The 22,257-nt window shown below is 61.2% G+C and carries 21 protein-coding genes and 2 tRNA genes; 9 read left to right on the top strand and 14 right to left on the bottom strand.

Going from position 1 to position 22,257, the window contains the following annotated elements:
* Window positions 1–26: 26 nt before the first annotated feature.
* A complete protein-coding gene (locus tag KVO92_RS08005; RefSeq protein ID WP_217475065.1) occupies window positions 27–1,514 on the top strand; it encodes a TolC family protein in 1,488 nt (495 codons plus the stop codon).
* Between the two features lie 169 nt (window positions 1,515–1,683).
* On the opposite strand, the gene KVO92_RS08000 is transcribed toward KVO92_RS08005, so the two are convergent.
* The 11 genes from KVO92_RS08000 to KVO92_RS07950 form a co-directional block, all read right to left on the bottom strand.
* A complete protein-coding gene (locus tag KVO92_RS08000) occupies window positions 1,684–2,382 on the bottom strand; it encodes a DNA-3-methyladenine glycosylase (protein WP_217475064.1) in 699 nt (232 codons plus the stop codon).
* 198 nt (window positions 2,383–2,580) lie between these two features.
* Window positions 2,581–3,816 (bottom strand): hypothetical protein, encoded by a 1,236-nt coding sequence (locus KVO92_RS07995; protein ID WP_217475063.1) that lies wholly within the window; start codon window positions 3,814–3,816, stop codon window positions 2,581–2,583.
* 203 nt (window positions 3,817–4,019) lie between these two features.
* The gene (gene ychF, locus KVO92_RS07990; protein WP_217475062.1) at window positions 4,020–5,120 is read right to left on the bottom strand and encodes a redox-regulated ATPase YchF; all 1,101 of its coding nucleotides are present in this window, start codon (window positions 5,118–5,120) and stop codon (window positions 4,020–4,022) included.
* 136 nt (window positions 5,121–5,256) lie between these two features.
* Window positions 5,257–5,841, bottom strand: coding sequence for an aminoacyl-tRNA hydrolase (gene pth / locus KVO92_RS07985; protein WP_217475061.1), 585 nt, complete (start codon window positions 5,839–5,841; stop codon window positions 5,257–5,259).
* A 34-nt stretch (window positions 5,842–5,875) separates the two neighbouring features.
* Window positions 5,876–6,493, bottom strand: a complete 618-nt coding sequence (locus KVO92_RS07980; protein WP_217475060.1) for a 50S ribosomal protein L25/general stress protein Ctc — start codon at window positions 6,491–6,493, stop codon at window positions 5,876–5,878.
* 124 nt (window positions 6,494–6,617) lie between these two features.
* The gene (locus KVO92_RS07975) at window positions 6,618–7,559 is read right to left on the bottom strand and encodes a ribose-phosphate pyrophosphokinase (RefSeq protein ID WP_181298903.1); all 942 of its coding nucleotides are present in this window, start codon (window positions 7,557–7,559) and stop codon (window positions 6,618–6,620) included.
* An 83-nt stretch (window positions 7,560–7,642) separates the two neighbouring features.
* A tRNA-Gln gene (locus KVO92_RS07970) sits at window positions 7,643–7,717 on the bottom strand.
* A gap of 49 nt (window positions 7,718–7,766) precedes the next feature.
* Window positions 7,767–7,841: transfer RNA gene (locus KVO92_RS07965), tRNA-Gln, on the bottom strand.
* 17 nt (window positions 7,842–7,858) lie between these two features.
* The gene (gene ispE, locus KVO92_RS07960) at window positions 7,859–8,719 is read right to left on the bottom strand and encodes a 4-(cytidine 5'-diphospho)-2-C-methyl-D-erythritol kinase (protein WP_217475059.1); all 861 of its coding nucleotides are present in this window, start codon (window positions 8,717–8,719) and stop codon (window positions 7,859–7,861) included.
* A complete protein-coding gene (lolB, locus tag KVO92_RS07955) occupies window positions 8,719–9,339 on the bottom strand; it encodes a lipoprotein insertase outer membrane protein LolB (RefSeq protein WP_217475058.1) in 621 nt (206 codons plus the stop codon). Before lolB ends, ispE begins: the two co-directional genes overlap by 1 nt.
* Before the next feature lie 3 nt (window positions 9,340–9,342).
* Window positions 9,343–11,070 carry a tetratricopeptide repeat protein gene (locus tag KVO92_RS07950; protein ID WP_217475057.1) on the bottom strand — a complete coding sequence of 576 codons (1,728 nt, stop codon included), beginning with the start codon at window positions 11,068–11,070 and terminating at the stop codon, window positions 9,343–9,345.
* Window positions 11,071–11,254: 184 nt separating this feature from the next.
* Here KVO92_RS07950 and hemA point away from each other — a divergent pair, with 184 nt between their 5' ends.
* The 6 genes from hemA (at window position 11,255) to KVO92_RS07920 (ending at window position 16,706) form a co-directional block, all read left to right on the top strand.
* A complete protein-coding gene (hemA, locus tag KVO92_RS07945; protein ID WP_217475056.1) occupies window positions 11,255–12,520 on the top strand; it encodes a glutamyl-tRNA reductase in 1,266 nt (421 codons plus the stop codon).
* On the top strand, window positions 12,517–13,599 hold the full coding sequence (gene prfA / locus KVO92_RS07940; RefSeq protein ID WP_217475055.1) for a peptide chain release factor 1: 1,083 nt from the start codon (window positions 12,517–12,519) through the stop codon (window positions 13,597–13,599). The genes hemA and prfA overlap by 4 nt, the downstream gene beginning before the upstream one ends.
* A gap of 113 nt (window positions 13,600–13,712) precedes the next feature.
* Complete coding sequence (gene prmC, locus KVO92_RS07935; RefSeq protein WP_217475054.1) at window positions 13,713–14,540, top strand: peptide chain release factor N(5)-glutamine methyltransferase; 828 nt, start codon at window positions 13,713–13,715, stop codon at window positions 14,538–14,540.
* A 22-nt stretch (window positions 14,541–14,562) separates the two neighbouring features.
* Window positions 14,563–15,318, top strand: a complete 756-nt coding sequence (locus KVO92_RS07930; RefSeq protein ID WP_217475053.1) for a molybdopterin-synthase adenylyltransferase MoeB — start codon at window positions 14,563–14,565, stop codon at window positions 15,316–15,318.
* The gene (gene murI / locus KVO92_RS07925) at window positions 15,311–16,102 is read left to right on the top strand and encodes a glutamate racemase (RefSeq protein ID WP_217475052.1); all 792 of its coding nucleotides are present in this window, start codon (window positions 15,311–15,313) and stop codon (window positions 16,100–16,102) included. The genes KVO92_RS07930 and murI overlap by 8 nt, the downstream gene beginning before the upstream one ends.
* Before the next feature lie 85 nt (window positions 16,103–16,187).
* Complete coding sequence (locus tag KVO92_RS07920; protein WP_217475051.1) at window positions 16,188–16,706, top strand: acyloxyacyl hydrolase; 519 nt, start codon at window positions 16,188–16,190, stop codon at window positions 16,704–16,706.
* Window positions 16,707–16,742: 36 nt separating this feature from the next.
* Here the strand turns inward: KVO92_RS07920 and KVO92_RS07915 are convergent, their stop codons facing one another.
* The 3 genes from KVO92_RS07915 to upp all read right to left on the bottom strand — a co-directional run bounded on the left by KVO92_RS07915 (window position 16,743) and on the right by upp (window position 19,059).
* The gene (locus KVO92_RS07915; protein ID WP_217475050.1) at window positions 16,743–17,063 is read right to left on the bottom strand and encodes a YkgJ family cysteine cluster protein; all 321 of its coding nucleotides are present in this window, start codon (window positions 17,061–17,063) and stop codon (window positions 16,743–16,745) included.
* Between the two features lie 92 nt (window positions 17,064–17,155).
* Complete coding sequence (locus KVO92_RS07910) at window positions 17,156–18,418, bottom strand: uracil-xanthine permease family protein (protein WP_217475049.1); 1,263 nt, start codon at window positions 18,416–18,418, stop codon at window positions 17,156–17,158.
* Window positions 18,419–18,420: 2 nt separating this feature from the next.
* The gene (gene upp / locus KVO92_RS07905) at window positions 18,421–19,059 is read right to left on the bottom strand and encodes a uracil phosphoribosyltransferase (RefSeq protein ID WP_217475048.1); all 639 of its coding nucleotides are present in this window, start codon (window positions 19,057–19,059) and stop codon (window positions 18,421–18,423) included.
* A 175-nt stretch (window positions 19,060–19,234) separates the two neighbouring features.
* On the opposite strand from upp, the gene KVO92_RS07900 reads away from it, so the two are divergent.
* Window positions 19,235–19,792 carry a hypoxanthine-guanine phosphoribosyltransferase gene (locus KVO92_RS07900; protein WP_217475047.1) on the top strand — a complete coding sequence of 186 codons (558 nt, stop codon included), beginning with the start codon at window positions 19,235–19,237 and terminating at the stop codon, window positions 19,790–19,792.
* Between the two features lie 578 nt (window positions 19,793–20,370).
* The gene (locus tag KVO92_RS07895; protein WP_217475046.1) at window positions 20,371–22,242 is read left to right on the top strand and encodes a DUF1302 domain-containing protein; all 1,872 of its coding nucleotides are present in this window, start codon (window positions 20,371–20,373) and stop codon (window positions 22,240–22,242) included.
* Window positions 22,243–22,257 lie beyond the last annotated feature (15 nt).

Raw genomic sequence — 22,257 nt, 5'->3', positions numbered from 1 at the left:
AAGCCGCGATTGGGGGCGGCCCACGGATGAAAAAAGAATACAAGGTACTGGCGGTGTGTGTGCTTGCTGCGGCCATGGGGGGATGCGCTGTGACCAGTCAGCCGATCGAGCGTGCTGCCAGCGAGCAGCGTGCTCAGGCTGATCTGGCCAGCATGTTCAGTGGGCAGGAACCACTGACCGCGCCTTTGACGTTGCACCAGGCTATGGCTCGCGCGGTCAAGTACAACCTGGAAGCGCGCCTGAAAGTCATGGAAGAGGCCATGGCTGAACGCCAGGTCGATTTGTCTCGTCTCGACATGCTGCCACGCATGGCGCTGAACGCCGGCTATGCCGGGCGCAACAACGTCAGCGCATCCAGCAGCCGCAGTATTCGCACCGGTACCCAGTCGCTGGAACCCTCGACCTCTCAGGACCGCGACCGTGAGGTCGGCGACCTTACGATGGTCTGGAACGTGCTCGACTTCGGCGTCAGCTACGTCAGTGCCAAACAGCAGGGCGATCAACGTCTGATCGTCCAGGAGCGTCGGCGAAAAGTGCTGCATACCATCATCCAGGACGTGCGTTCGGCATATTGGCGCGCCATGGCCGCCGATCGCCTTCTGGCTCAAATCGACCAGCAAATGGCACGCGTCGATCAAGCCAGGCAGGACAGTGCGCGCATGAGCGAGCAGCGTATTGGCGATCCGGTCCAGTCACTCGGCTACCAGCGTTCCCTGATCGAAGCGACTCGTCAGTTGGAACAGCAGCGGCGAGCCTTATCTCTGGCCAAGACGGAACTGGCTGCGCTGATCAATCTACCGATGGGGGCGCAGTTCGAGCTAGCGCCAGCCGCCGCCGATTACCCCATGCCGAAGCTGGCGACGGACATGACGGTGCTCGAGCAGGAGGCGCTGGTCAACCGGCCTGAGCTGCGTGAGCAGGACTACCAGGCGCGCATTGGTGCGGCAGAAACGCGCAAGGCGATGCTGCGCATGTTGCCTGGCCTGGAGTTCTCGCTGGGTGGGCACTATGACAGCAACTCGTTTCTGGTTAATCAGAGCTGGGCCGATTACGGTGTGAAAGTTACCTGGAACCTGTTCAATGTGCTCTCGGCGCCCGCTGCTATCGACGTGGCCAAGGCCAGCGAGGACGTGGTGACGATGCGCCGACAGGCGATGTCGATGGCTATCCTGGCGCAGCTTTATGTGGCCAATGCAAACTTCCAGGAGGCTCAGCGTGAATTCACCACGAGCCAGCAACTGGCGGCACTGGATCAGCAGATAGCCGAGCAGCTACGCAATCGCCACAAAGCTCAAGGGATCGGCGAGCTGGAATTGATTCAGGGCGAATTGAATTTGTTGCAAGCGAACTTGCGCCGCGATCTGGCGTATGCCGATCTACGCAATGCCTATGGCCAGGTGTTCGCCAGCGTAGGCTCGGATCCGCTGCCGGATGCGCTGGAGTCCCACGATGTCGATGCCATCGCTCAGGCCTTGGCTAATCGCGAAGCGGAGTGGCAGGGCGGTATGCTTTAAGCCGTCTGGACAGGCCCAAAAGGGCCACTATCGTGGCCCTGATGTCGACCTTCAGGCTGGTCGGCATCAGGCACGTCACTGGCGCCAGGCGAGTACCGCTACGCAACCTGCGAGCAGGCGAATTCGCCTTGGCGTTGCACGACAAGATCCGACAGGGTGCAGCGGTGTCTCAACTGGCGAGCAGTTCGCGGCGCAGCAAATGATAGTCCTGTCCTTCCAGCTGGCCACGGCGCAGCGGATTACGCGTGCAGTGCGCGGCGAAGCCTGCATCGACGAAGCGGTAGGGCAGGTGCTCGTCGCGGCCGGTTGGAATGCCCAAGCGCGTCGTCTGGATGATGTCAGGGCGCGCGCCGATGTCATCCACGCGCAGGCGGGTCGGGTCCATGCGTTGCGCGTTCCATTGGGTAACCGTCAGTCCCAGCGCCTTGCACAGCAGCGTCTGGCCCGAGCACAGGCGGGTCAGGGGGCGAGGGCCGCCGGCGGCGGCTGGGCTGTTGCTGCGCATGCGCTCGATGGAAGCCTCGCACGACAGCGAATCGACCCAAGGGTAGCCGGCCTTGATGCAGACCGCGTTGCCTTCGCCCTGTACGCTGAAGTTGAGTGAGTCGCCGCCACGTGAGTAATAGAGGTACAGATGGCCGGCGGGCATGAACATGGCGCGTCGCGACGGACTGTAGCCCAGTGATGAGTGGCTGGCCTTCTCGTCGACGTAATAGGCCTCGGTCTCGATGATGCGCGCCGACAACCACATCCCATCGACGCAGTGCCGAATCACGGTGCCTAGGAGATCCTGGGCGACGATTTGCGCGTCCCGGTCGAAAAAGGTGTCGTCGAGATGCTGAATCAAGGGTTCGGTGAGGCTGTTCATCACGGCTCCGGCGTCGGCAAGTCTGCCTGTTCCGACCGCATAAGCGGGGCGAATATTCCCCACTGGATGGCTTGATTGCGTGCCGGTCGTCAGACAAATGGCTGAGGCTCGGCGCTGGCATGGCGTTTCAGCGCGTCGGGCTGATCCTCAACAGGCCTTGACGCCGAGAGTGGACGCGGCTGATGGCGACAAGCTGCTCTAGCGCTGCAGCACTTGCGCCGCGTTAGAGGCGCCGCTCTGGAGAATGCGGGCATGGTCTCCGGCGCCCTGCTGCGAAACGTCCGAGGTATTTGAAGTGCCGGTTTGGCTGATGAGCGCGTAGTTGCCCTCATTGGTTTGCGAGGCCTGGATGATGTTGCTGTCCCCGTTCTGCTCAAGGTCCAGTTCGTTTATCTCGCCCGCCCCAACCTGAACGGTCAGGATGCTGTTGTCATTCCCGGCCGTCACCGCACTCAATTCGTTTCCAATGCCGTGCTGCGAGAGGCTCGCCGTGTTGAGGTCGCCGGTTTGCGCTACCGCAATACTGCTGTCCCTGCCTGCTTGGGTCAGCTCGATAACATTGTCATTGCCGGCCTGTGATGCAGCCGCTGTGTTCTGTCGGCCGCCTTGGCTCGCTGCGAGCCGGTTCCGGTCGCCACGCTGCTCGCTCGTTAATTTCATCAAGATGTCGGACTGGGTAACCGTCGTACTGTTATCGTTGCCAGCGCTTTCAACGGTGGCATTCGAGGCGATGGCAGATAACTGAATCACGGTCGCCGAGTTGCCTGCACCGAAGGACAGAATCGTGGCATCGGAAACGCTACCCGTGTCCTGTCTGATAGTGGCGATGTTGGCGGTGCCGTCCTGCCAAACATAGGCCGTGTCACCTAAGGTGTCGTTCTGGAGGGTGGTGCTTACGTTTTCGCGACCGTACTGGCTACTGCTGGATTTGGCTTCGGCGTTTGACTGGTTCGCGATGGCAGCGTTTGTATCGCCTACCTGCAGCTGGTAGATCTCTGCATTGGTCGAGCCTGATTGTGTGCCCTCCGCTACGTTCGAGGTGCCATGTTGGCCTTGGGATATGACACTTGCGGTTGAGTCAGCCTGACGGGCAGTTGCGATATTGCCGCTACCCTCTGCCTGGTGCTGCAGGATCCTATTGCTGGTGATGGCGCCCGCCATGGTGGTGGTCGACTGACGCGCTTCGCTGTAGTTGGAGCTGCTCTGTTGATACTGATTAATAGAGTCTCCCAAGCCGCTTAGCTGGTGTGAAACCGCTTCGTTTGCCGCGCCACTCTGGACGATCGAAATCGTGTTGTCAGCGCCTCCGGTTTGCGTGACCGTAGCCGTTAGCGAGACACCGGACTGATCGACGTCGATGGAATTCTGGTCTGCGATGACGGGCAGGGATATGGCAGCAACTACAGCTAGGGCAAGCGGATCGAGGTTGCGCATGACGATCTCCGATGAATGCCTTCCTGATTGGAGGGCCACTCCGGTTATGAGCGTCCGTGCTATCGAGGGCTGTGATTGATTATGGCCCGGTTCTCTTGCCCTGCCTGATCAAGCGCGCTGAAAACGAAAAGGCCGCGCATTAGCACGGCCTTTCGATGTTTCGTCTTTGGAGTGCTCGCGCTGTGCTGAGCCGTCCGCGTTGCTTAAACGTTGAAGCGGAAGTGCATCACGTCGCCGTCCTTGATGATGTAGTCCTTGCCTTCCAGGCGCCATTTGCCGGCTTCCTTGGCGCCCGCTTCACCCTTGTACTGGATGAAGTCGTTATAGGCGATCACCTCGGCGCGGATGAAGCCTTTCTCGAAGTCCGTGTGGATGACACCAGCGCCCTGGGGTGCCGTGGCACCGACCTTCACGGTCCAGGCGCGAACTTCCTTCACGCCAGCGGTGAAGTACGTCTGCAGGTTGAGCAGCTCGTAACCGGCGCGGATCACGCGATTCAAGCCGGGCTCTTCGAGACCGAGGGACTCGAGGAACATGTCCTTCTCCTCGCCATCATCCAGCTCGGCGATTTCCGCTTCGATCTTGTTGCACACCGGGACCACCACGGCGCCTTCCTCGGCGGCGATGGCCTTGACGACGTCCAGGTGCGGATTGTCTTCGAAGCCATCCTCGGCAACGTTGGCGATGTACATCACCGGCTTGCTGGTCAGCAAGTGGAAACCCTTGGCCAGTTGGGTTTCATCGTCGCCGATTTTTTTCAGCAGCGTGCGGGCCGGTTTGCCTTCGGTGAAATGCGGGATCAGTTTTTCCAGCAGCGCCTTCTGGGCAACGGCTTCCTTGTCGCCGCCTTTAGCGTTGCGGGCCACGCGCTGCAGTTGCTTCTCGCAGCTGTCGAGATCGGCAAAGATCAGCTCGAGCTCGATGATTTCGATGTCGCGCTTGGGGTCGACCGAGTTGGAAACATGGATGACGTTGTCATCTTCGAAGCAACGCACGACGTGAGCGATCGCATCGGTCTCGCGGATGTTGGCGAGAAACTTGTTGCCCAGGCCTTCACCCTTGGAGGCGCCTTCAACCAGACCGGCAATATCGACGAATTCCATGGTCGTTGGCAGGATGCGCTCGGGCTTGACGATCTCAGCCAGAGCCTGCAGGCGCGGATCAGGCATCGGTACGATGCCGCTGTTCGGCTCGATGGTGCAGAAGGGGAAGTTTTCCGCAGCGATACCGGATTTGGTCAGCGCGTTGAACAGGGTGGATTTGCCGACGTTGGGCAGACCGACGATGCCGCAATTGAATCCCATGGTGTCTTTGCCTCGGTGTTGGCTGGCAGCTCTGCGCTGCCTGCGTTGCCAAACTGCGTTTAAACGGCTTCGTGATGCGCTATATGCAGTCCCCGCTTAGCCGTTGCCTTGTCTTGCGTTTCTGCGTCGAGCTCGATCAGGCCTTCTGGCTGTGCAGACGCTGCATCGCGCGCGTCCAGTCCCCGGCGAGAATGTCGGGTAGCACGTCGAGGGTGAAATCGATGCTGGCGTCCAGCTTGTCGCGCTCGGCTTGAGGTGCGCGGCCCAGTACATAACCGGTCACCAGGCTGCTGTGGCCCGGATGGCCGATGCCCAGACGCAGGCGGTAGAAATTGGCCTGATTGCCAAGCTTGGCGATGATGTCGCGAAGCCCGTTATGCCCGCCATGGCCGCCGCCCTGCTTGAGCTTGGCGATGCCGGGGGGCATGTCGAGTTCATCGTGGGCGGCCAGGATGGACTCGGGAGGAATACGGAAGAATCCGGCCAGTGCCGCCACCGCTTGACCGCTGCGGTTCATATAGGTGGTGGGAATCAACAGGCGGACGTCCTCGTCCTGATGGCGAAATTTGCCGACCAGGCCGAAATACTTGCGATCTACGCTGAGATTGACGCCCTTGTGGGCAGCCAGACGCTCAACGAAAAGGGCCCCTGCGTTATGCCGGGTCTGGTCGTATTCAGGGCCTGGATTACCCAGGCCGACGATCAGTTTGACGGCAGTCACGACAGAGGCCCTTCCTCAGGTGATGACGAGTGGATTACTCGGCAGCGCCTTCTTCTTTCGGAGTGTCTTCCTTGTTCACGCGAGGCGCGTGAACGTTGGCAACCGGCAGGTCACTGCCGTGTGCCAGCGAGACCAGCTGAACGCCTTTCGGCAGTTTCAGGTCGGTCATGTGCACTACCTGGCCGATCTCGACATTGGCCATGTCGACTTCGATGAACTCAGGCAGATCCTGCGGCATGCAGGTCACTTCGACTTCGTTGATGTTGTGCAGGATTTCGCCACCCTGCTGCTTCACGCCAACCGAGGTTTCCTGGTTGATGAAGTGCAGCGGAACGGTAGCGGTCAGCTTGTGGCCTTCAACGACGCGGACGAAGTCGGCGTGCAGGACGAAGCTCTTGGCCGGATGGCGCTGCAGCGCCTTGATCAGAACGGATTCGTTCTGGCCGTCGACGTTCAGGGTCAGCACGTGGCTGAAAGAGGCTTCGTTTTCCAGCATCTTGGCCAGGTCTTTGGCCAGCAGGCTGATGGATTGCGGGGCCTTGTCGCCACCGTAGATGACGGCCGGGACGAGGCTAGCGTTACGACGCAGGCGGCGGCTCGCACCTTTCCCCAGGTCGGAACGCACTTGGGCATTCAGGGTGAAATCAGTCATTGTGTTTCTCCAGGATAACAACGCACCCGAAACGCTCGCGACCAGCGCTACCGGGCGGTTGGGCAAAAAGCCCCGCACGAGGCGGGGCACATTTTCGTTCTGCGCGAAGGGCTAAGCGCTGGGCTTAGCGGAACATCGCACTGATCGATTCAGCATTGCTGATGCGGCGAACCGCTTCAGCCACCATTGGCGCGATGTCCAACTGGCGAATACGTGTACAAGCTTGGGCCGCTGCGGACAGCGGAATGGTATTGGTCACCACCAGCTCGTCGAGGACCGAGCCGTCGATGTTCTCGATGGCGCGGCCGGACAGGATGGGGTGTGTGCAATACGCATAGACCTTGGCAGCGCCATGGTCTTTCAGAGCCGTGGCGGCGTGGCACAGGGTACCGGCGGTATCGACCATGTCATCGACGAGGATGCAGGTACGGCCTTCGATATCACCGATGATGTGCATCACTTCGGACTGGTTGGCCTTCGGACGACGCTTGTCGATGATCGCCAGATCCACACCCAGCGACTTGGCGACGGCGCGAGCACGCACCACACCACCGATGTCGGGGGAGACGATCATCAGGTTCTCGAAGCGTTGAGCCTGGATGTCATCGACCAGGACCGGCGAGCCGTAGATGTTGTCCACGGGCATGTCGAAGAAGCCCTGGATCTGATCGGCGTGCAGATCGACCGTGAGAACGCGGTTGACGCCCACCACATCGAGCATGTCGGCCACGACTTTGGCGCTGATCGGCACACGTGCGGAGCGCGGACGGCGATCCTGACGGGCGTAGCCAAAGTACGGAATGACGGCTGTGATACGGGTGGCGGAGGACCGGCGGAAGGCGTCTGCCATCACAACCAGTTCCATCAGATTGTCGTTGGTGGGGGCACAGGTCGGTTGAATCAGAAAGACGTCCTTGCCGCGAACGTTCTCGTTGATTTCGACACTGATCTCGCCGTCGGAGAATTTGCCGACGTAGGCGTCACCGAGAGGGATGTGCAGCTGACGTACGACACGCCGGGCCAGGTCGGGGTTGGCGTTCCCCGTGAAGACCATCATCTTGGACACGCGCAGTACCTGCCTGAGGGTGGATCCGATGAAACAAAAAGCTGTTCAAAAGGCCAGGCATTTTGAACAGCTCTCGTGATGTTTGGCAGGGGCGGCTGGATTCGAACCAACGCATGGCAGGATCAAAACCTGCTGCCTTACCGCTTGGCGACGCCCCTGTAGAGTCAATCTCAATGTGCTTGCTGTTGTACTAACCTCGAGAGGTTATGGCAGGGGCGGCTGGATTCGAACCAACGCATGGCAGGATCAAAACCTGCTGCCTTACCGCTTGGCGACGCCCCTGTAATGTACAACCTGATCTAGCTACTCACTTCCTGCGCCAGTTGCGCGAGCCTTCGGTGCAGCATCGAAATGTTGCGGCCTTGAGCTACGAAAGCTGGTAAATCGGCTGGAAGTTGGCGGCAAACTTTATCAGCCTCACCTTTGTTTGGGAAGCTCCCAAACACACAAGCTCCAGTGCCGGTCATTCTTGCTGGAACAAAATTGTTCAACAAGCTCAAAGCGTTACGGACTTCCGGATAACGCTTCTCGACCACCGGCTGACAGTCGTTACGACCGCCCCCTGCAAGAAGGCTGCGAACTGTAATGGCCGGGGTATTGCGTGTCAACTCTGGGTCGGAAAATATTTCCGCTGTACTAACAGAGACTTGCGGAGCGATTACGAGGAACCAGGGCTCGCTGAGTTCGACCGGTTGCAGGCGTTCGCCGACGCCTTCGGCGAAGGCCGCACGGCCGCGGACGAAGACCGGGACATCTGCGCCCAGCGACAGGCCGATCTCGGCCAGCCGCTCCTCGCCAAGGTGGGTTTGCCAGAGATGATCGAGCCCCAGCAAGGTCGTGGCTGCGTCGGAGCTGCCGCCACCGATGCCGCCGCCCATGGGCAGGCGCTTGATCAGCTCGATATCGGCACCCAGCGCGCAGCCGCTATGGCGTTGCAGCAGGCGAGCGGCGCGCACGATCAGGTTGCTGTCGTGATCGACGCCAGGCAAATCGGTATGCAGCTGGATCTTCCCGTCGGTGCGCGGCGCGAAGCTGAGCTCGTCACCATGGTCGAGAAACTGGAACAGCGTCTGCAGGTCGTGGTAGCCATCGTCGCGACGGCCGAGGATGTGCAGCATCAGATTGAGTTTCGCCGGGGCCGGCAAGGTCAGGCTGCGCATCAGTGGCCGAGCCGGCGTGGTTGCCAGTCCTTGACCACCAGCGTGATCTGCAGGTCGCGGCCTGCCAGTTTGATGCGCGATGGCAGGGCGAAGCCGTTCTCATCGCTGTAGCCAAGGTACTGCACGTCCCAGCCGTCCTGCTGGAGATGGGCGAGACGGCCGTTGCCATCCAGGGCGACTCGGCTACGGCTGTCCGGGGCGGGCAGGCCACGTATCCACCAGAGCAGGTTCGAAACCGGCAATTGCCAGCCGAGCTGGCTTTCCACCAGGGCTTCCGGTGACTCGGCCTCGAAGCGCCCCTGGCCTGCCACTTCCAGCGCGACCGCATCGGGGCGACCGGTCAGGCGCGTGGCGCCACGCCCCAGCGGGCCGGAGAGACGAATGTCGAAATAATCCTGGCGCTGCAACCAGAACAGGGTGCCGCTGCCCGAATCCTGCGGGGCGCGAATGCCGATCTTGCCGTTGATCTGCCAGCCGTCGATCTCGCTGATCTGTGCTTTGTGCGTTTTCCAGTCCTGGGCGTTACCCGGGCCCTCAACGGTCTCCTGGGGAGCGAGGCCGGCACAGCCAGCCAGTAGCACGGCGAGGGTGGGCGCCAGCAGGTTGCGCATCAGCTTCATGGGTCAGGGTTTCTCCGAGCCGGTCAGGCGTTTGATGGTTTCTCGCAGGACCTCGCTATCCGGTTGCTGCTTGAGCGCTTCGCTCCAGATGCGACGCGCTTCGCGCTGTTCGCCAGCGGCCCAGAGCACCTCGCCGAGGTGAGCGGCAATCTCGTGATCGGCAAAGCGCTGGTAGGCCTTGCGTAGTTGGGTTTCGGCCTCCTGCAAATTGCCCAGGCGATAATTGACCCAGCCCAGGCTGTCGAGGATGGCGGCATCATCGGGATTGATCTGGTAGGCCTGCTCGATGAGCGCCAGAGCCTCATCGTATCGGTCGGTGCGGTCAGCCAAGGTGTAGCCCAGCGCATTGATCGCCATGGCATTGTCGGGCTCGCGTTCGATGATGAATCTGAGGTCTTGTTCCAATTGCGCCAGGTCGCCACGCTTTTCGGCGATCATCGCCCGGGTATAGAGCAGGTTGAGGTCCTCGGGGAACTGCTCCAGCGCCTGCTCTGACCGCTGCCACGCGGCTTCGGTCTGTCCCTGGTTGGATAGTGCTTCGATCTCGATGAGATAAAGCTGGATCGCGTAATCGGGCTGCTCTTCGCGGGCGCTGGTCAGCAACTGCGATGCCTCCTGGTTGCGCTGCAGGGAAAACAGCAGCTCGGCCTGCATCAGCTTTGCCGGAAGATATTCGTTACCCGGGCCGACCTTGGCGAATGCGGCGAGCGCCTTTTCATGCTGGCCCAGCTCGCGGTAGGCGCGGCCGAGATTGAAGTTCGCGGCGTCAAGGTGACTGCCGCGCTCGATCAGCTCTTCCAGGTATACGATCGCTTCGCGCCAGGCCTGTGCTTCGAGGCACACCAGTGCCATCGAGAAGCGCAGGTCGTCGTCGCCCGGATGCTGCTGAACCAGTGTGGCGAACTCGCCCATGGCCTCGTCGAGACGGTCCTGCTCGACCAGTAGACGGGCATAAGTCAGCCGCAGGCGCTTGTCTTCGGGGTGCTGGCGCAGGCTTTTCTCGAGCAGGGGCAGGGCTTCCTTGCTGCGCTCGAGCATCTGCAGCAGCCGAGCCTGCAGCAGGATCGACGGAATCTCCTGTTCCCGTGCCGGTTGCTCTTCGAGTAGCGCTAGTGCTTCCTCTGGATGGCCATCCTGTTGCAGCAGCACGGCCTTGCCGAATTTGAGCTGAGGGTTGTCCGGATGCTTGGCCAACAGCTGATCGAAGCTCTTGAGCAAGCCGGTTCGCGTGTCCGGATCGGTTTCGGCCGCCGAGAGGGCCAGAAAGTCGAAGTGCGTGTCGCCTTGTCCCTGGAGAACCTTCTCCATGAACGCCAGCGATTCCTCGTAGCGGCCGGCGCGCGCCAGCTGCACGGCGGCGGCACGCTGGGCGTCGAGGTTGTCCGGTGCGTTGTTCGCCCAGATCAGCGCCGTGTCCAGTGCCGCTTGGTCGGCACCAAGGTATTCGGCAATACGGAAGCCGCGCTCGGCCACCCCCGCGTCCTGGGTTGCATTGGCCTGCTGGACATAATTGCCCAAGGCGATATCGAAGCGATTGCGCTGTCCCGCGAGTTCAGCCACCAGCAAAGCGTAAAGCGTGTCGCCGCTGAACGAGCCGTACTCGCTGGGGCCGCTTTTGGCCGTTTCCGGCGTAGCCTCCTCGACGGGCGGGCCGCTGTCGGGAGCGCTCTGCATGAAGCTTTGGCAGCCACCGAGAAGCAGCACGGCGCTGAAGACGAGGAGTTTTTTCATAGGGAATATAAGGCTGTCTGCGGTCGCGGCATGATGACACAAGCTATCAGGCAAGCCCATGGGGGTGGCATTGCGATGCGGATAGATCACTTGATCAGGGTACAGACAATGACCGGCAACGGTTGTTCTGGAGCAGGCGAAGTAGGAGAATCGCGCGCTCCGTTTTTCGAATCAGCGACCCTGCATGGCTTTCATCGCGCTTGGCATTAATCACAAGACCGCATCGGTGGATGTGCGCGAGCGTGTTGCCTTCACGCCCGAGCAAATGGTCGAAGCGCTGCAGCAGTTGTGTCGTGTTACGCCGACGCGCGAAGCGGCGATCCTGTCGACCTGCAACCGCAGCGAGCTGTACCTGGAGCAGGAGCAGATCGAGGCCGACGCGGTACTGGCCTGGTTGGCCAACTACCACCGGCTGAGCTTGGACGACCTCAAGGCCTGCGCCTACGTGCATATCGATGAGCAGGCCGTGCAGCACATGATGCGTGTGGCTTCGGGGTTGGACTCGATGGTGTTGGGCGAGCCGCAGATCCTTGGGCAGATGAAGTCCGCTTACGCCGTGGCGCGGGAGGCCGGCAGCGTCGGCCCGCTGTTGGGGCGGCTGTTTCAGGCAACGTTCAGCACGGCCAAGACCGTCCGCACTGATACGGCGATCGGCGAAAACCCGGTTTCGGTGGCCTTTGCCGCGGTCAGCCTGGCCAAGCAAATCTTCGCCAACCTGCATCGCAGCCAGGCCTTGCTGATCGGGGCCGGGGAAACCATCACGCTGGTCGCTCGCCATCTGCACGAGCAGGGCGTCAAGCGCATCGTGGTCGCCAACCGTACGCTCGAGCGTGCCAGCGCGCTGGCCGAGCAGTTCGGTGCTCATGCGATCCTGCTTGCCGACATCCCGCACGAGCTCTACAGCAGCGACATCGTCATCAGTTCGACGGCCAGCCAGTTGCCGATCCTCGGCAAGGGGGCGGTCGAGCAGGCGCTGAAAAAGCGCAAGCACAAGCCGATGTTCATGGTCGACATCGCCGTGCCGCGCGACATCGAGGCGCAGGTCGGAGAACTGGACGACGTCTACCTCTATACGGTGGATGATCTGCATGAAGTCGTCGCGGAAAACCTCAAGAGCCGCCAGGGCGCGGCGCAGGCGGCCGAAGAGCTGGTCGCTGCCGGTACCGACGAATTCATGGCGCGCTTGCGCGAGCTCGCGGCGGTGGACGTGCTCAAGGCTTATCGTCAACAAGCCGAGCGGATCCGCGATGAGGAGATTCTCAAGGCCCAGCGGTTGCTGGCCAATGGTGGGACCGCCGAGGATGCACTGGCTCAGTTGGCCCGCGGACTGACCAACAAACTGCTACACGCACCCAGCGTTCAGCTGAAAAAACTTTCCGCCGAAGGGCGCATAGAAGCCCTGGGCATCGTTCAGGAGCTGTTCGCCTTGGACAGTACGGACAAAACATGAAAGCGTCTCTGCTCAACAAACTCGATATCCTGCAGGACCGCTTCGAAGAACTGACGGCGCTGCTCGGCGATGCCGAGGTCATCAGCGACCAGACGCGTTTCCGCGCGTATTCGCGCGAATACGCCGAGGTTGAACCAGTCATCGCCACCTACCGCGAATTCCTCAAGCTGCAATCCGATCTGGAAGGTGCGCAGGCTTTGCTCAAGGACAGTGACCCGGACGTTCGCGAAATGGCGGAGGAAGAGGTCGCTGAAACCCGCACGAAGCTCGAAGAGATCGAGGCTCGGCTGCAGCGCATGCTGCTGCCCAAGGATCCCAAGGACGGCCGCAACGTCTTTCTCGAAATCCGCGCCGGTACCGGTGGTGACGAGGCGGCGATCTTCTCCGGCGACCTGTTTCGGATGTATTCACGTTATGCCGAGCGGCAGGGCTGGCGTGTCGAGATCCTGTCCGAGAGCCCTGGCGAGCACGGCGGCTATAAGGAAGTCATCTCGCGCGTCGAAGGCGACAACGTCTTTGCCAAGCTCAAGTTCGAATCTGGCGCGCATCGCGTGCAGCGCGTCCCGGAAACCGAATCCCAGGGGCGTATCCATACGTCGGCCTGCACCGTTGCGGTATTGCCGGAGCCGGATGAGCAGATCGCCATCGAGATCAACCCGGCCGACTTGCGCGTCGACACCTACCGGGCTTCCGGTGCCGGTGGCCAGCACATCAATAAAACCGACTCGGCGGTGCGCATAACCCACTTGCCCAGCGGCATCGTGGTGGAGTGCCAGGAAGAGCGCTCGCAACACAAGAACCGCGCTCGTGCCATGGCCTGGCTGGCCGCCAAGCTGCAGGACGTGCAGGACAGCGCGGCCCACAAGGAAATCTCCGATACGCGCAAGTTGCTGGTCGGCTCGGGCGATCGCTCCGAACGCATCCGTACCTACAATTTTCCGCAGGGGCGGGTCACCGATCACCGTATCAACCTGACCCTTTATTCGCTCAATGAAGTGATCGGAGGCGCAGTCGAGCAGGTGATCGAGCCGCTGCTGCAGGAATACCAGGCGGACCAGCTGGCGGCACTGGGGGATTGACCGGGGCTCGTGAGTGACGGTGCCGGGCCCCGTTCATCTCCCTCCGTTGACCATACTGACTTGATCCCGGCAGGCCGCATCTGCCGCCGCCGGGCCCCTACGGAAGCGCCATCATGGCCACCATCGAATCATTGCTTCGTACTGCCGTTCTGTCGGAGTCACCGTCCGCCAAGCTAGATGCCGAATGGCTCCTGGCGGCTGCGCTGGGCAAGCCGGCCAGCTATCTGCGTACCTGGCCTGAGCGGGAGGTGCCTGCAGAGTGCGAGGCGCGCTTCGTCGCTGACCTGGCGCGGCGTCGGCGCGGTGAACCGGTGGCCTACATACTGGGCCGCCAGGGCTTCTGGAGCCTTGAACTCGAGGTCGCCCCGCACACCTTGATCCCGAGGCCGGACACCGAGCTGCTGGTGGAAACCGCGTTACAGCTCTTGCCAGCGACACCGGCTGACATTCTGGATCTGGGGACCGGCACTGGCGCGATTGCCCTGGCACTGGCGCATGAACGTCCGGCCTGGCGAGTGACCGGCGTCGATCGCGTTGCCGAAGCGGTCGCGCTGGCGGCGCGCAACGCCCAGCGGTTGCATCTCGGTAACGCGGTGTTTTGCGAGAGTCGGTGGTTTTCAGCGCTGGATGGGCAGCGCTTTGCGCTCATTGTCAGTAATCCACCCTATATCCCGGCGCACGATCCACATCTTCACGAGGGGGACGTGCGCTTCGAGCCGAGCAGCGCGTTGGTGGCGGGTGATGACGGTCTGGACGATATTCGTCAGATCATCGCCTGCGCCCCGGAGCATCTGACCAGTGCCGGTTGGCTCTTGTTGGAGCACGGATACGACCAAGCCGCGGCGGTGCGAGAGCTGCTCGTCGCGAGCGGGTTTACCGATGTCCAGACTCGCACCGATCTTGGCGGCCACGAGCGTATCAGCCTCGGTTGCCGGCCATGATTTCATCATCCAGGAGAGCGACATGCTGAGCGATGACGAGCTGCTGCGTTACAGCCGGCAGATCTTGCTGAAACAGGTCGATATCGAGGGCCAGCTCAAGCTCAAGCAGAGCCGGGTGCTGATCGTCGGGCTGGGTGGGCTGGGCTCGCCGGTGGCGCTGTATCTGGCGGCGGCCGGCGTTGGTGAGCTGCACCTGGCGGACTTCGATACGGTCGACCTGACCAATCTGCAGCGGCAGGTGTTGCACGATTCAGCTTCGGTCGGCACGTCGAAAGTGGATTCGGCGATGGCTCGGCTGTCGCTGCTTAATCCTTCGATCACGCTCGTGCCGCATCGCTCGGCCATGGATGTCGATATCCTGGGTGCTGCGGTGGCCGCGGTGGATCTGGTCCTCGACTGCACGGATAACTTCGCCGTCCGTGAGGCCGTCAACGCGGCCTGCGTCGCTGCGCAAGTCCCCTTGGTGAGCGGTGCTGCGATACGCCTGGAGGGGCAGCTTTCGGTATTCGATCCGCGCGTCCCGACCAGCCCTTGCTATCACTGTCTGTACGGCCATGGCAGCGAGGCCGAACTGACGTGCAGCGAGGCGGGTGTGCTCGGGCCGGTCGTCGGTATGGTGGGTAGCCTGCAGGCGCTCGAAGCGCTGAAGTTGCTTGCCGGCTTCGGCGAGCCGCTGATCGGGCGTCTGCTTCTGGTCGACGCGCTGTCGACGCGTTTCCGCGAGCTCAGGGTCAAGCGGGACCCGGGCTGCACGGTCTGCGGTAGCAGCCATGGCTGACAATGCGCCGATCGGCGTCTTTGACTCCGGGGTCGGGGGGCTCTCCGTGCTGCGTGAGATTCGTGCGCGGCTACCCCGGGAGTCGTTGCTTTATCTGGCCGACAGCGGCCATGTTCCTTACGGCGAAAAAAGCCCGGAGTACATCCGCGCACGTTGTCGGACAATCGCCGGTTTCTTGTTGGGGCAGGGTGCCAAGGCACTCGTCCTGGCCTGCAACACGGCGACCGCCGCAGCGGTGGCCGAGCTTCGCGAACTGTATCCTGATGTCCCGCTGGTGGGGATGGAGCCCGCGGTGAAACCGGCAGCCCGGGCCACCCGCAGCGGCGTGGTGGGCGTGTTGGCCACGACAGGTACGTTGAAAAGCGCGAGGTTCGCGGCTTTGCTGGATCGTTTCGCCAGTGATGTGCGCGTCATCACCCAGCCGTGCCCTGGGCTTGTGGAGTGTGTCGAAGCGGGAGCGCTCGACACCGAAGCGACACGCACATTGCTACTCGGCTTTGTGCAGCCCCTGATCGATCAGGGCTGCGATACGCTGATCCTCGGCTGCACCCATTATCCGTTCCTCAAACCGCTACTGACCAAGTTACTGCCTTCGACGGTCACGCTGGTCGACACCGGAGCGGCGGTGGCGAGGCATCTCGAAACGGTTCTTGCGGCACGAGACCAGCTCGGCGAGGGCGCGATGACTGCGCACTTCTGGAGTAGCGGCGATCCCCGCCGATTAGCTGATGTATTGCCTATACTTTGGGGGGAAAACGGAGTGGTTGAAGCCTGTCCTGACTAGGAACTCCCCGCTGCGCCAGCTTTCTGTATTTGAGTCAATGCTCGAAAACAACAAGCGATGCCACCTTTCGATAAGGAAATTTGGAATGAAAAAACTGATCTCTCTCGCTGCCGTTCTGGCTGTTTCGCTGGGTCAGGTAGCGACCGCGCAGGCGCTGGATCTGACTGCGGCCGTGGGCCGGACTGGCGAGTCGACCATGACCTATCGCCTCGGCGCGCAATTCGATTTCAATCGCAGCTGGTTCGAGACCAGCGTCGGTCGGGTGACCGGTTACTGGGATGCCGGTTACACCTATTGGGAAGGTGACGAGACGTCCAGCAACCACAGCATCTCGCTGGCTCCGGTATTCGTGTACGAGTTCGCGGGCGACTCGGTGAAGCCCTATGTGGAGTTGGGCGTCGGTGTTGCAGCATTCGAAAACACTGAAATCGAGGGCAACGACCTGGGTTCGTCGTTCCAGTTCGAAGATCGCTTGGGCGCCGGGCTGCGATTCGCGGGTGGGCATGAGATCGGCATCCGCGCGATTCATTACTCCAACGCCGGACTCAAGAATCCCAACGATGGCATCGAGAGCTACGCGGTGCATTACCGGGCGTCGTTCTAAGCGATTGGCGCTATGGCTGACGGCGATCTACCGCCGTCAGCGTTCTTCCAGATAGGCTGTCGCCGAGCCCTTTCGCTCTTCCAGGCAGTCTTCCGAACCCAGCTCGAACTCCCGACAGATCAGCGGTCGCTGCGCGTAGATGGAACAGCGCATGCTGTCTCGATCGAGCGCTGCACACCAGCCATCGTCCAGGCGGCGCATGACTTGGCCACCCCAGGCGTCCTCGTCAATGAAACGCTTGGGTACGCCGGTGTCGGTGAGCAGGAGTACTTCGAGCCGGCAGCAGCAGGCCGCGCAGGTCGAGCAGCTGACGCGGTCGTTCGCTAGCTGATGGTGGGGGATCGCGGGGTAGGTCATTCCCGCAGTCTACGCGTCAGGGCCGGAGATGGCTGTAGCGCTTGCGTTATCGAGGGGTGAGCCGCCAGCACGAGCCGTGCTGGCGGTTACCGTCAGCTGTTCTCGTCGAGCTGCTTGTTCTTCCAGCCGTCGCCGCCCGGCAGCAGGAGGTTGAGCGTCAGCGCGATGATGGCGCACAGCGAGATGCCCGACAGGCTGAATTCACCGTAGCCGAAAGCCATGCCGCCGATCCCGAACACCAGCGTCACCGAGACGATGATCAGGTTGCGTGCCTCGGAGAGGTCCACCTGATGACGAATCAATGTGCTCAGGCCGACCACCGCGATCGAGCCGAACAGCAAGCACAGGATGCCGCCCATGACCGGCACTGGGATGCTCAGCAGGCCCGCGCCGAACTTGCCGATGAAGGCCAGGACGATGGCGAAGATTGCCGCCCAGGTCATGACCTTCGGGTTGTAATTCTTGGTCAGCATGACCGCGCCGGTCACCTCGGCGTAGGTGGTGTTGGGCGGGCCGCCAAACAGACCGGCGGCCGAGGTTGCCAGGCCATCGCCCAGCAGCGTGCGGTGCAAGCCGGGCTTCTTGATGAAGTTATTCCCCGTCACGCCACCGATGGCCACTACCCCGCCGATGTGCTCGATCGCAGGTGCCAGTGCCACCGGCACCATGAACAGGATGGCGCCCCAGTGGAACTCCGGCGCAACGAAGTTCGGTAGTGCCAGCCAGGGTGCTGCCACGATACCGGTGGTATCCACGACGCCAAACGCCAGCGACAGTCCGTATCCAACCGCAACGCCCGCGAGAATGGGAACCAGCCGGAACAGGCCTTTACCCAACACGGCGACGAGCAATGTCGTCAGCAGGGCGGGCATGGAGATCAGCATCGCCGTCGCGTACGGAACCAGCTGGGCACTGCCATCTCCCGCCTTGCCCATCGCCATGTTCACTGCCACCGGCGAAAGGGCCAGGCCGATGGAAATGATCACCGGCGCAATGACGACGGGTGGTAACAGCTTGTCGATGAACCCGGGGCCTTTAAGGCGAACCGCGAAGCCGAGCACCATGTAGACGATACCGGCCGCCATGACCCCGCCGAGTACGGCGGGTAGGCCGAATTCGCCCTTGGCGGCGATGATCGGTGCGATAAACGCAAAGCTGGACGCGAGGAAAACCGGTACCTGACGTTTGGTAACCAGCTGGAACAGCAGGGTGCCGAGGCCGGCGGTGAACAGCGCGACATTGGGGTCCATGCCCGTGATCAGCGGCATGAGCACCAGCGCGCCGAACGCCACGAACAGCATCTGTGCGCCGGCCAGTACCTGGCGCCCGAGCGGCTCCTCCATGGGTTGCGACATGCTCAGACGTCCTTCTGCTTGGTGCCGAAGATCTTGTCCCCGGCATCGCCCAGACCGGGCACGATGTAGCCGTTTTCATCAAGATGATCGTCGATCGATGCGGTGTAGATGATCACGTCCGGGTGGGCCTTCTCCACCGCCTGTATGCCTTCCGGGGCTGCAACCAGGACCAGCGCACGGATCTCCTTGCAGCCGGCTTTTTTCAGCATGTCGATCGCCGCCACCATGGAGCCGCCGGTCGCAAGCATCGGATCGATGATCATGGCCAGGCGCTGATCGAGATCGTCGACCAGTCGCTCGAGGTAGGTGTGTGCTTGCAGGGTTTCTTCATTGCGTGCAATACCCACCGCGCTGACCTTGGCGCCGGGTATCAGGCTGAGCACGCCATCCAGCATGCCGATGCCTGCCCGCAGGATGGGGACCACGGTAATCTTCTTGCCGGATATTTTCTCGACCTGCACTGGGCCGCACCAGCCGTCGATGCTGTAGTTTTCCAGCGGCAGGTCTCGCGTTGCTTCGTATGTCAGGATCGAGCCGACCTCTTGCGCCAGCTCGCGAAAATTCTTGGTGCTGATATCTGCGCGGCGCATCAGTCCAAGTTTGTGGCGAATCAGCGGATGGCGAATCTCTCTAACGGTCATGGACGGCTCCGGCGGTCGAATAAACCGGCGTAGATTAATGCATCGGGCTGAGAGCGGCTATTGAAGCGTCAAACGGGGCTTGCCCTGACAAGGGCTGCATCGGTATCGTCGCGCCCCTTATTTTGTGGGTAGCCCTACGAGCTGCTTGAATCATCACTCTGTTTGGAGCATCGCCATGTCCGTCGATCTCGCACATATCCGCCAGATCATGGCCGAAGCCGATTGTCTTTATGCCGAAGCCGAGGTCGAAGCGGCAATCGATGCGATGGCTGCAAAAATCAATGCGGACCTGGGGGAGCGCAATCCCGTCGTGTTCTGCGTCATGAACGGCGGGCTGATTTTTTCAGGCAAGCTGGTGCCAAAGCTGAACTTCCCGCTGGAGCTCTCCTATCTGCACGCTACCCGTTACCGTAACGAGACAAGCGGTGGTGAGCTGTTCTGGAAGGCCAAACCCGAGATTTCCTTCATTGATCGCGATGTGCTGATCATCGACGACATTCTGGATGAAGGGCACACGCTGGGCGCGATCATCGATTTCTGCCGGCACGCTGGTGCTGCCGCCGTGCATACAGCCGTATTGGTCGACAAGGATCATCAGCGCAAGGCCCGTCCGGACCTGAAGGCTGACTACGCAGGGCTCAGTTGCATCGATCGCTATGTGTTCGGCTATGGCATGGACTACAAGGGCTACTGGCGGAACGCCCCAGGCATCTACGCCGTTAAAGGCATGTAGCAAACACCTCATCTTCGCGGGCTTCGGGCTGATGCTGCTCGGCCCGCCGGCTTGACCGCGCGGCAACCCATCGCGCGGTCATTTCATTCTCGGTCGCTTGACTCGTCCTGGTTCGCCGCTCCGATCGCAGGGGCTCGGGAGCGCGCTCATGTCGCCGATCCAAGGCTTTAGGCCGCAGATAGCACGCCTTCCTCCGGAACTGTTTCGTTTCGTCTCACGTGAACCAACTCGGTAACGCCTCGTTTCCGTACGGTCGGCCCGCGCGTCGCAGTCGTCGAGTGGCTAGCGGCTGGCATTCGAGCTTGACGGCAGCCTTTGCGGTCCGTCTCCACCCAAATTATCGCCAACGGTGTCGCGGCGGCTCTATCTCGGGGGTTGCGCCAATCCTGTCGACGGCTAAGCTCTCCCGTAGCTTCGCTTCGGGGTTGCGGCGTGAACAATCTATGTTTGCCGCAGCCCAGTGGCGGGAAGGCTATTCATACTTAAGGATTACAAAACAAATCAAACCTTAGTGCGCTTAACCCTCTGCGGCCGTGTCGTTAGGGTGGAGCGTACTTCGAACCAACCAGGAGCGCCTCATGACAAAAACAACAAGGCAAGGAATCTTCCAGCCCAAGACATTGGCTCTCGCCATTGCACTGGGGTCTGTCGCACCGGCTTATGCGGTCACGTTCAATATCGGGGAAATTGAAGGCCAACTGGATTCGTCCATGTCGATCGGCGCTAGCTGGTCAACGACTGATCGGGACATGGATCTGGTGGGTAGCGCCAACGGCGGTACTGGCTACACCCAGACCGGGGACGATGGTCGTTTGAACTTCAAAAAAGGCGAGACATTCTCCAAGATTTTCAAGGGCATCCATGACCTCGAGCTGCGCTACGGCGACAGCGGTGCCTTCATTCGCGGCAAATACTGGTATGACTTCGAGCTGAAGGACGAGCATCGTCTGTTCAAGGACATCAGCGACAGCAATCGCAAGGAAGCTGCGCAGTCCTCCGGCGCGCAGATTCTCGATGCGTTTCTTTACCACAACTATTACCTGGGCGACCTGCCAGGCACTGTCCGACTTGGTAAGCAAGTGGTCAGTTGGGGTGAGAGTACCTTTATCGGCAACTCGATCAACTCGATCAACCCACTCGATGCGGCAGCCTTCCGCCGTCCCGGCGCTGAAATCAAGGAAGGTCTGATTCCGGTCAACATGCTTTATGTGTCTCAAAGCCTGACTGATCGCCTCAGCATGGAGGCCTTCTATCAGTTGGAGTGGGACCAGACCATCATCGACAACTGCGGAACGTTCTTCGCTAGTAACGACGTGGCCGCCGATGGTTGCGATGACAATTACACCGTGCTGTCGGCCGCGCAGCGTGACGGCATCCTCGGGGCTGGCGCTACGATCGAGCAATTGAATGCGATTCTTGGCCAGGATTACTACGCCGGCCTGGATGATCTGGGTATAACCATCGGGCCTGAAGGCGTGACCGTTCCTCGCGGTGGCGACCGGGATGCGCGCGACTCCGGTCAGTACGGCATGGCCTTCCGCTGGTTGGCCGATGCGGCTGAATACGGTCTGTATTTCATGAACTACCACAGCCGTACGCCGACCGTGGGTTATAAGAACGCATCGGCCGCTGAGATTGGCGCACTGCTGGGCTTGCTGGGCACGCCGTCGCCGGGTGGTCCGCTGCCCTCGGGCGCTGCTTTCGGTGCGCTGGCATCTCCTGCGCTGTTGAGCAACGGTGAGTACTTCCTTGAATACCCGGAAGACATCCGTCTGTACGGCGCCAGCTTCGCTACGACCCTGCCTACCGGTACGGCATGGTCCGGCGAAATCAGCTACAGACCCAACCTTCCCGTGTCGCTCAACTCGACCTACACCACGGGCTTGCTTGCAACCGGAATCGGTGCAGCGATCGGCGCGGGTGACATAGCCGGTGCAATCGGTCAGGCGGGTGCGGAGCACAAGGGCTACAACCGTAAGGAAGTGACTCAGATCCAGACGACCTTCACGCACTTCTTCGATCAGGTGCTTGGCGCTGGACGTGTCACGGTCGTCGGTGAGGTTGGCTTTGCTCACGTTGGCGGCCTCGAGAGCAAAAGCGACCTTCGCTACGGTCGTGATTCGATCTACGGTCTCGACACGCCGGAGTATGGGAATGACGGTTTTGTGACCGCCAACTCCTGGGGCTACCGTCTCCGCGCTCTGGCTGACTACAGCAACGTATTCGCCGGTGTGAACCTGACGCCAAACGTCTCCTTCTCCCACGACGTTCATGGCTATGGCCCGAACGGCTTGTTCAACGAAGGTTCCAAAGCTGTAAGCGTCGGCGTCGATGCCGTCTATCAGAACAGCTACACCGCCAGCCTGTCGTACACCGACTTCTTCGGTGGGGACTACAACACCCTGGTCGACCGTGACTTCCTCGCGCTGAGCGTAGGCGTGAACTTCTAAGGAGGCCGCATTAGA

This window comes from Stutzerimonas stutzeri (genome assembly GCF_019090095.1).
GTDB lineage: Bacteria > Pseudomonadota > Gammaproteobacteria > Pseudomonadales > Pseudomonadaceae > Stutzerimonas > Stutzerimonas stutzeri_AN.
This window is presented reverse-complemented; position numbering and strand designations above follow the sequence as displayed.

Coding starts and splice junctions, on each gene's coding strand:
- KVO92_RS07900 (WP_217475047.1), top strand. CDS start 19,235: ATGTCCGTCGATCTCGCACATATCCGCCAGATCATGGCCGAAGCCGAT.
- KVO92_RS07980 (WP_217475060.1), bottom strand. CDS start 6,493: ATGACTGATTTCACCCTGAATGCCCAAGTGCGTTCCGACCTGGGGAAA.
- KVO92_RS08000 (WP_217475064.1), bottom strand. CDS start 2,382: ATGAACAGCCTCACCGAACCCTTGATTCAGCATCTCGACGACACCTTT.
- KVO92_RS07950 (WP_217475057.1), bottom strand. CDS start 11,070: ATGAAAAAACTCCTCGTCTTCAGCGCCGTGCTGCTTCTCGGTGGCTGC.
- KVO92_RS07895 (WP_217475046.1), top strand. CDS start 20,371: ATGACAAAAACAACAAGGCAAGGAATCTTCCAGCCCAAGACATTGGCT.
- upp (WP_217475048.1), bottom strand. CDS start 19,059: ATGACCGTTAGAGAGATTCGCCATCCGCTGATTCGCCACAAACTTGGA.
- KVO92_RS07915 (WP_217475050.1), bottom strand. CDS start 17,063: ATGACCTACCCCGCGATCCCCCACCATCAGCTAGCGAACGACCGCGTC.
- KVO92_RS07930 (WP_217475053.1), top strand. CDS start 14,563: ATGCTGAGCGATGACGAGCTGCTGCGTTACAGCCGGCAGATCTTGCTG.
- hemA (WP_217475056.1), top strand. CDS start 11,255: ATGGCTTTCATCGCGCTTGGCATTAATCACAAGACCGCATCGGTGGAT.
- KVO92_RS07995 (WP_217475063.1), bottom strand. CDS start 3,816: ATGCGCAACCTCGATCCGCTTGCCCTAGCTGTAGTTGCTGCCATATCC.
- KVO92_RS08005 (WP_217475065.1), top strand. CDS start 27: ATGAAAAAAGAATACAAGGTACTGGCGGTGTGTGTGCTTGCTGCGGCC.
- ychF (WP_217475062.1), bottom strand. CDS start 5,120: ATGGGATTCAATTGCGGCATCGTCGGTCTGCCCAACGTCGGCAAATCC.
- murI (WP_217475052.1), top strand. CDS start 15,311: ATGGCTGACAATGCGCCGATCGGCGTCTTTGACTCCGGGGTCGGGGGG.
- prmC (WP_217475054.1), top strand. CDS start 13,713: ATGGCCACCATCGAATCATTGCTTCGTACTGCCGTTCTGTCGGAGTCA.
- KVO92_RS07910 (WP_217475049.1), bottom strand. CDS start 18,418: ATGTCGCAACCCATGGAGGAGCCGCTCGGGCGCCAGGTACTGGCCGGC.
- ispE (WP_217475059.1), bottom strand. CDS start 8,719: ATGCGCAGCCTGACCTTGCCGGCCCCGGCGAAACTCAATCTGATGCTG.
- prfA (WP_217475055.1), top strand. CDS start 12,517: ATGAAAGCGTCTCTGCTCAACAAACTCGATATCCTGCAGGACCGCTTC.
- KVO92_RS07920 (WP_217475051.1), top strand. CDS start 16,188: ATGAAAAAACTGATCTCTCTCGCTGCCGTTCTGGCTGTTTCGCTGGGT.
- lolB (WP_217475058.1), bottom strand. CDS start 9,339: ATGAAGCTGATGCGCAACCTGCTGGCGCCCACCCTCGCCGTGCTACTG.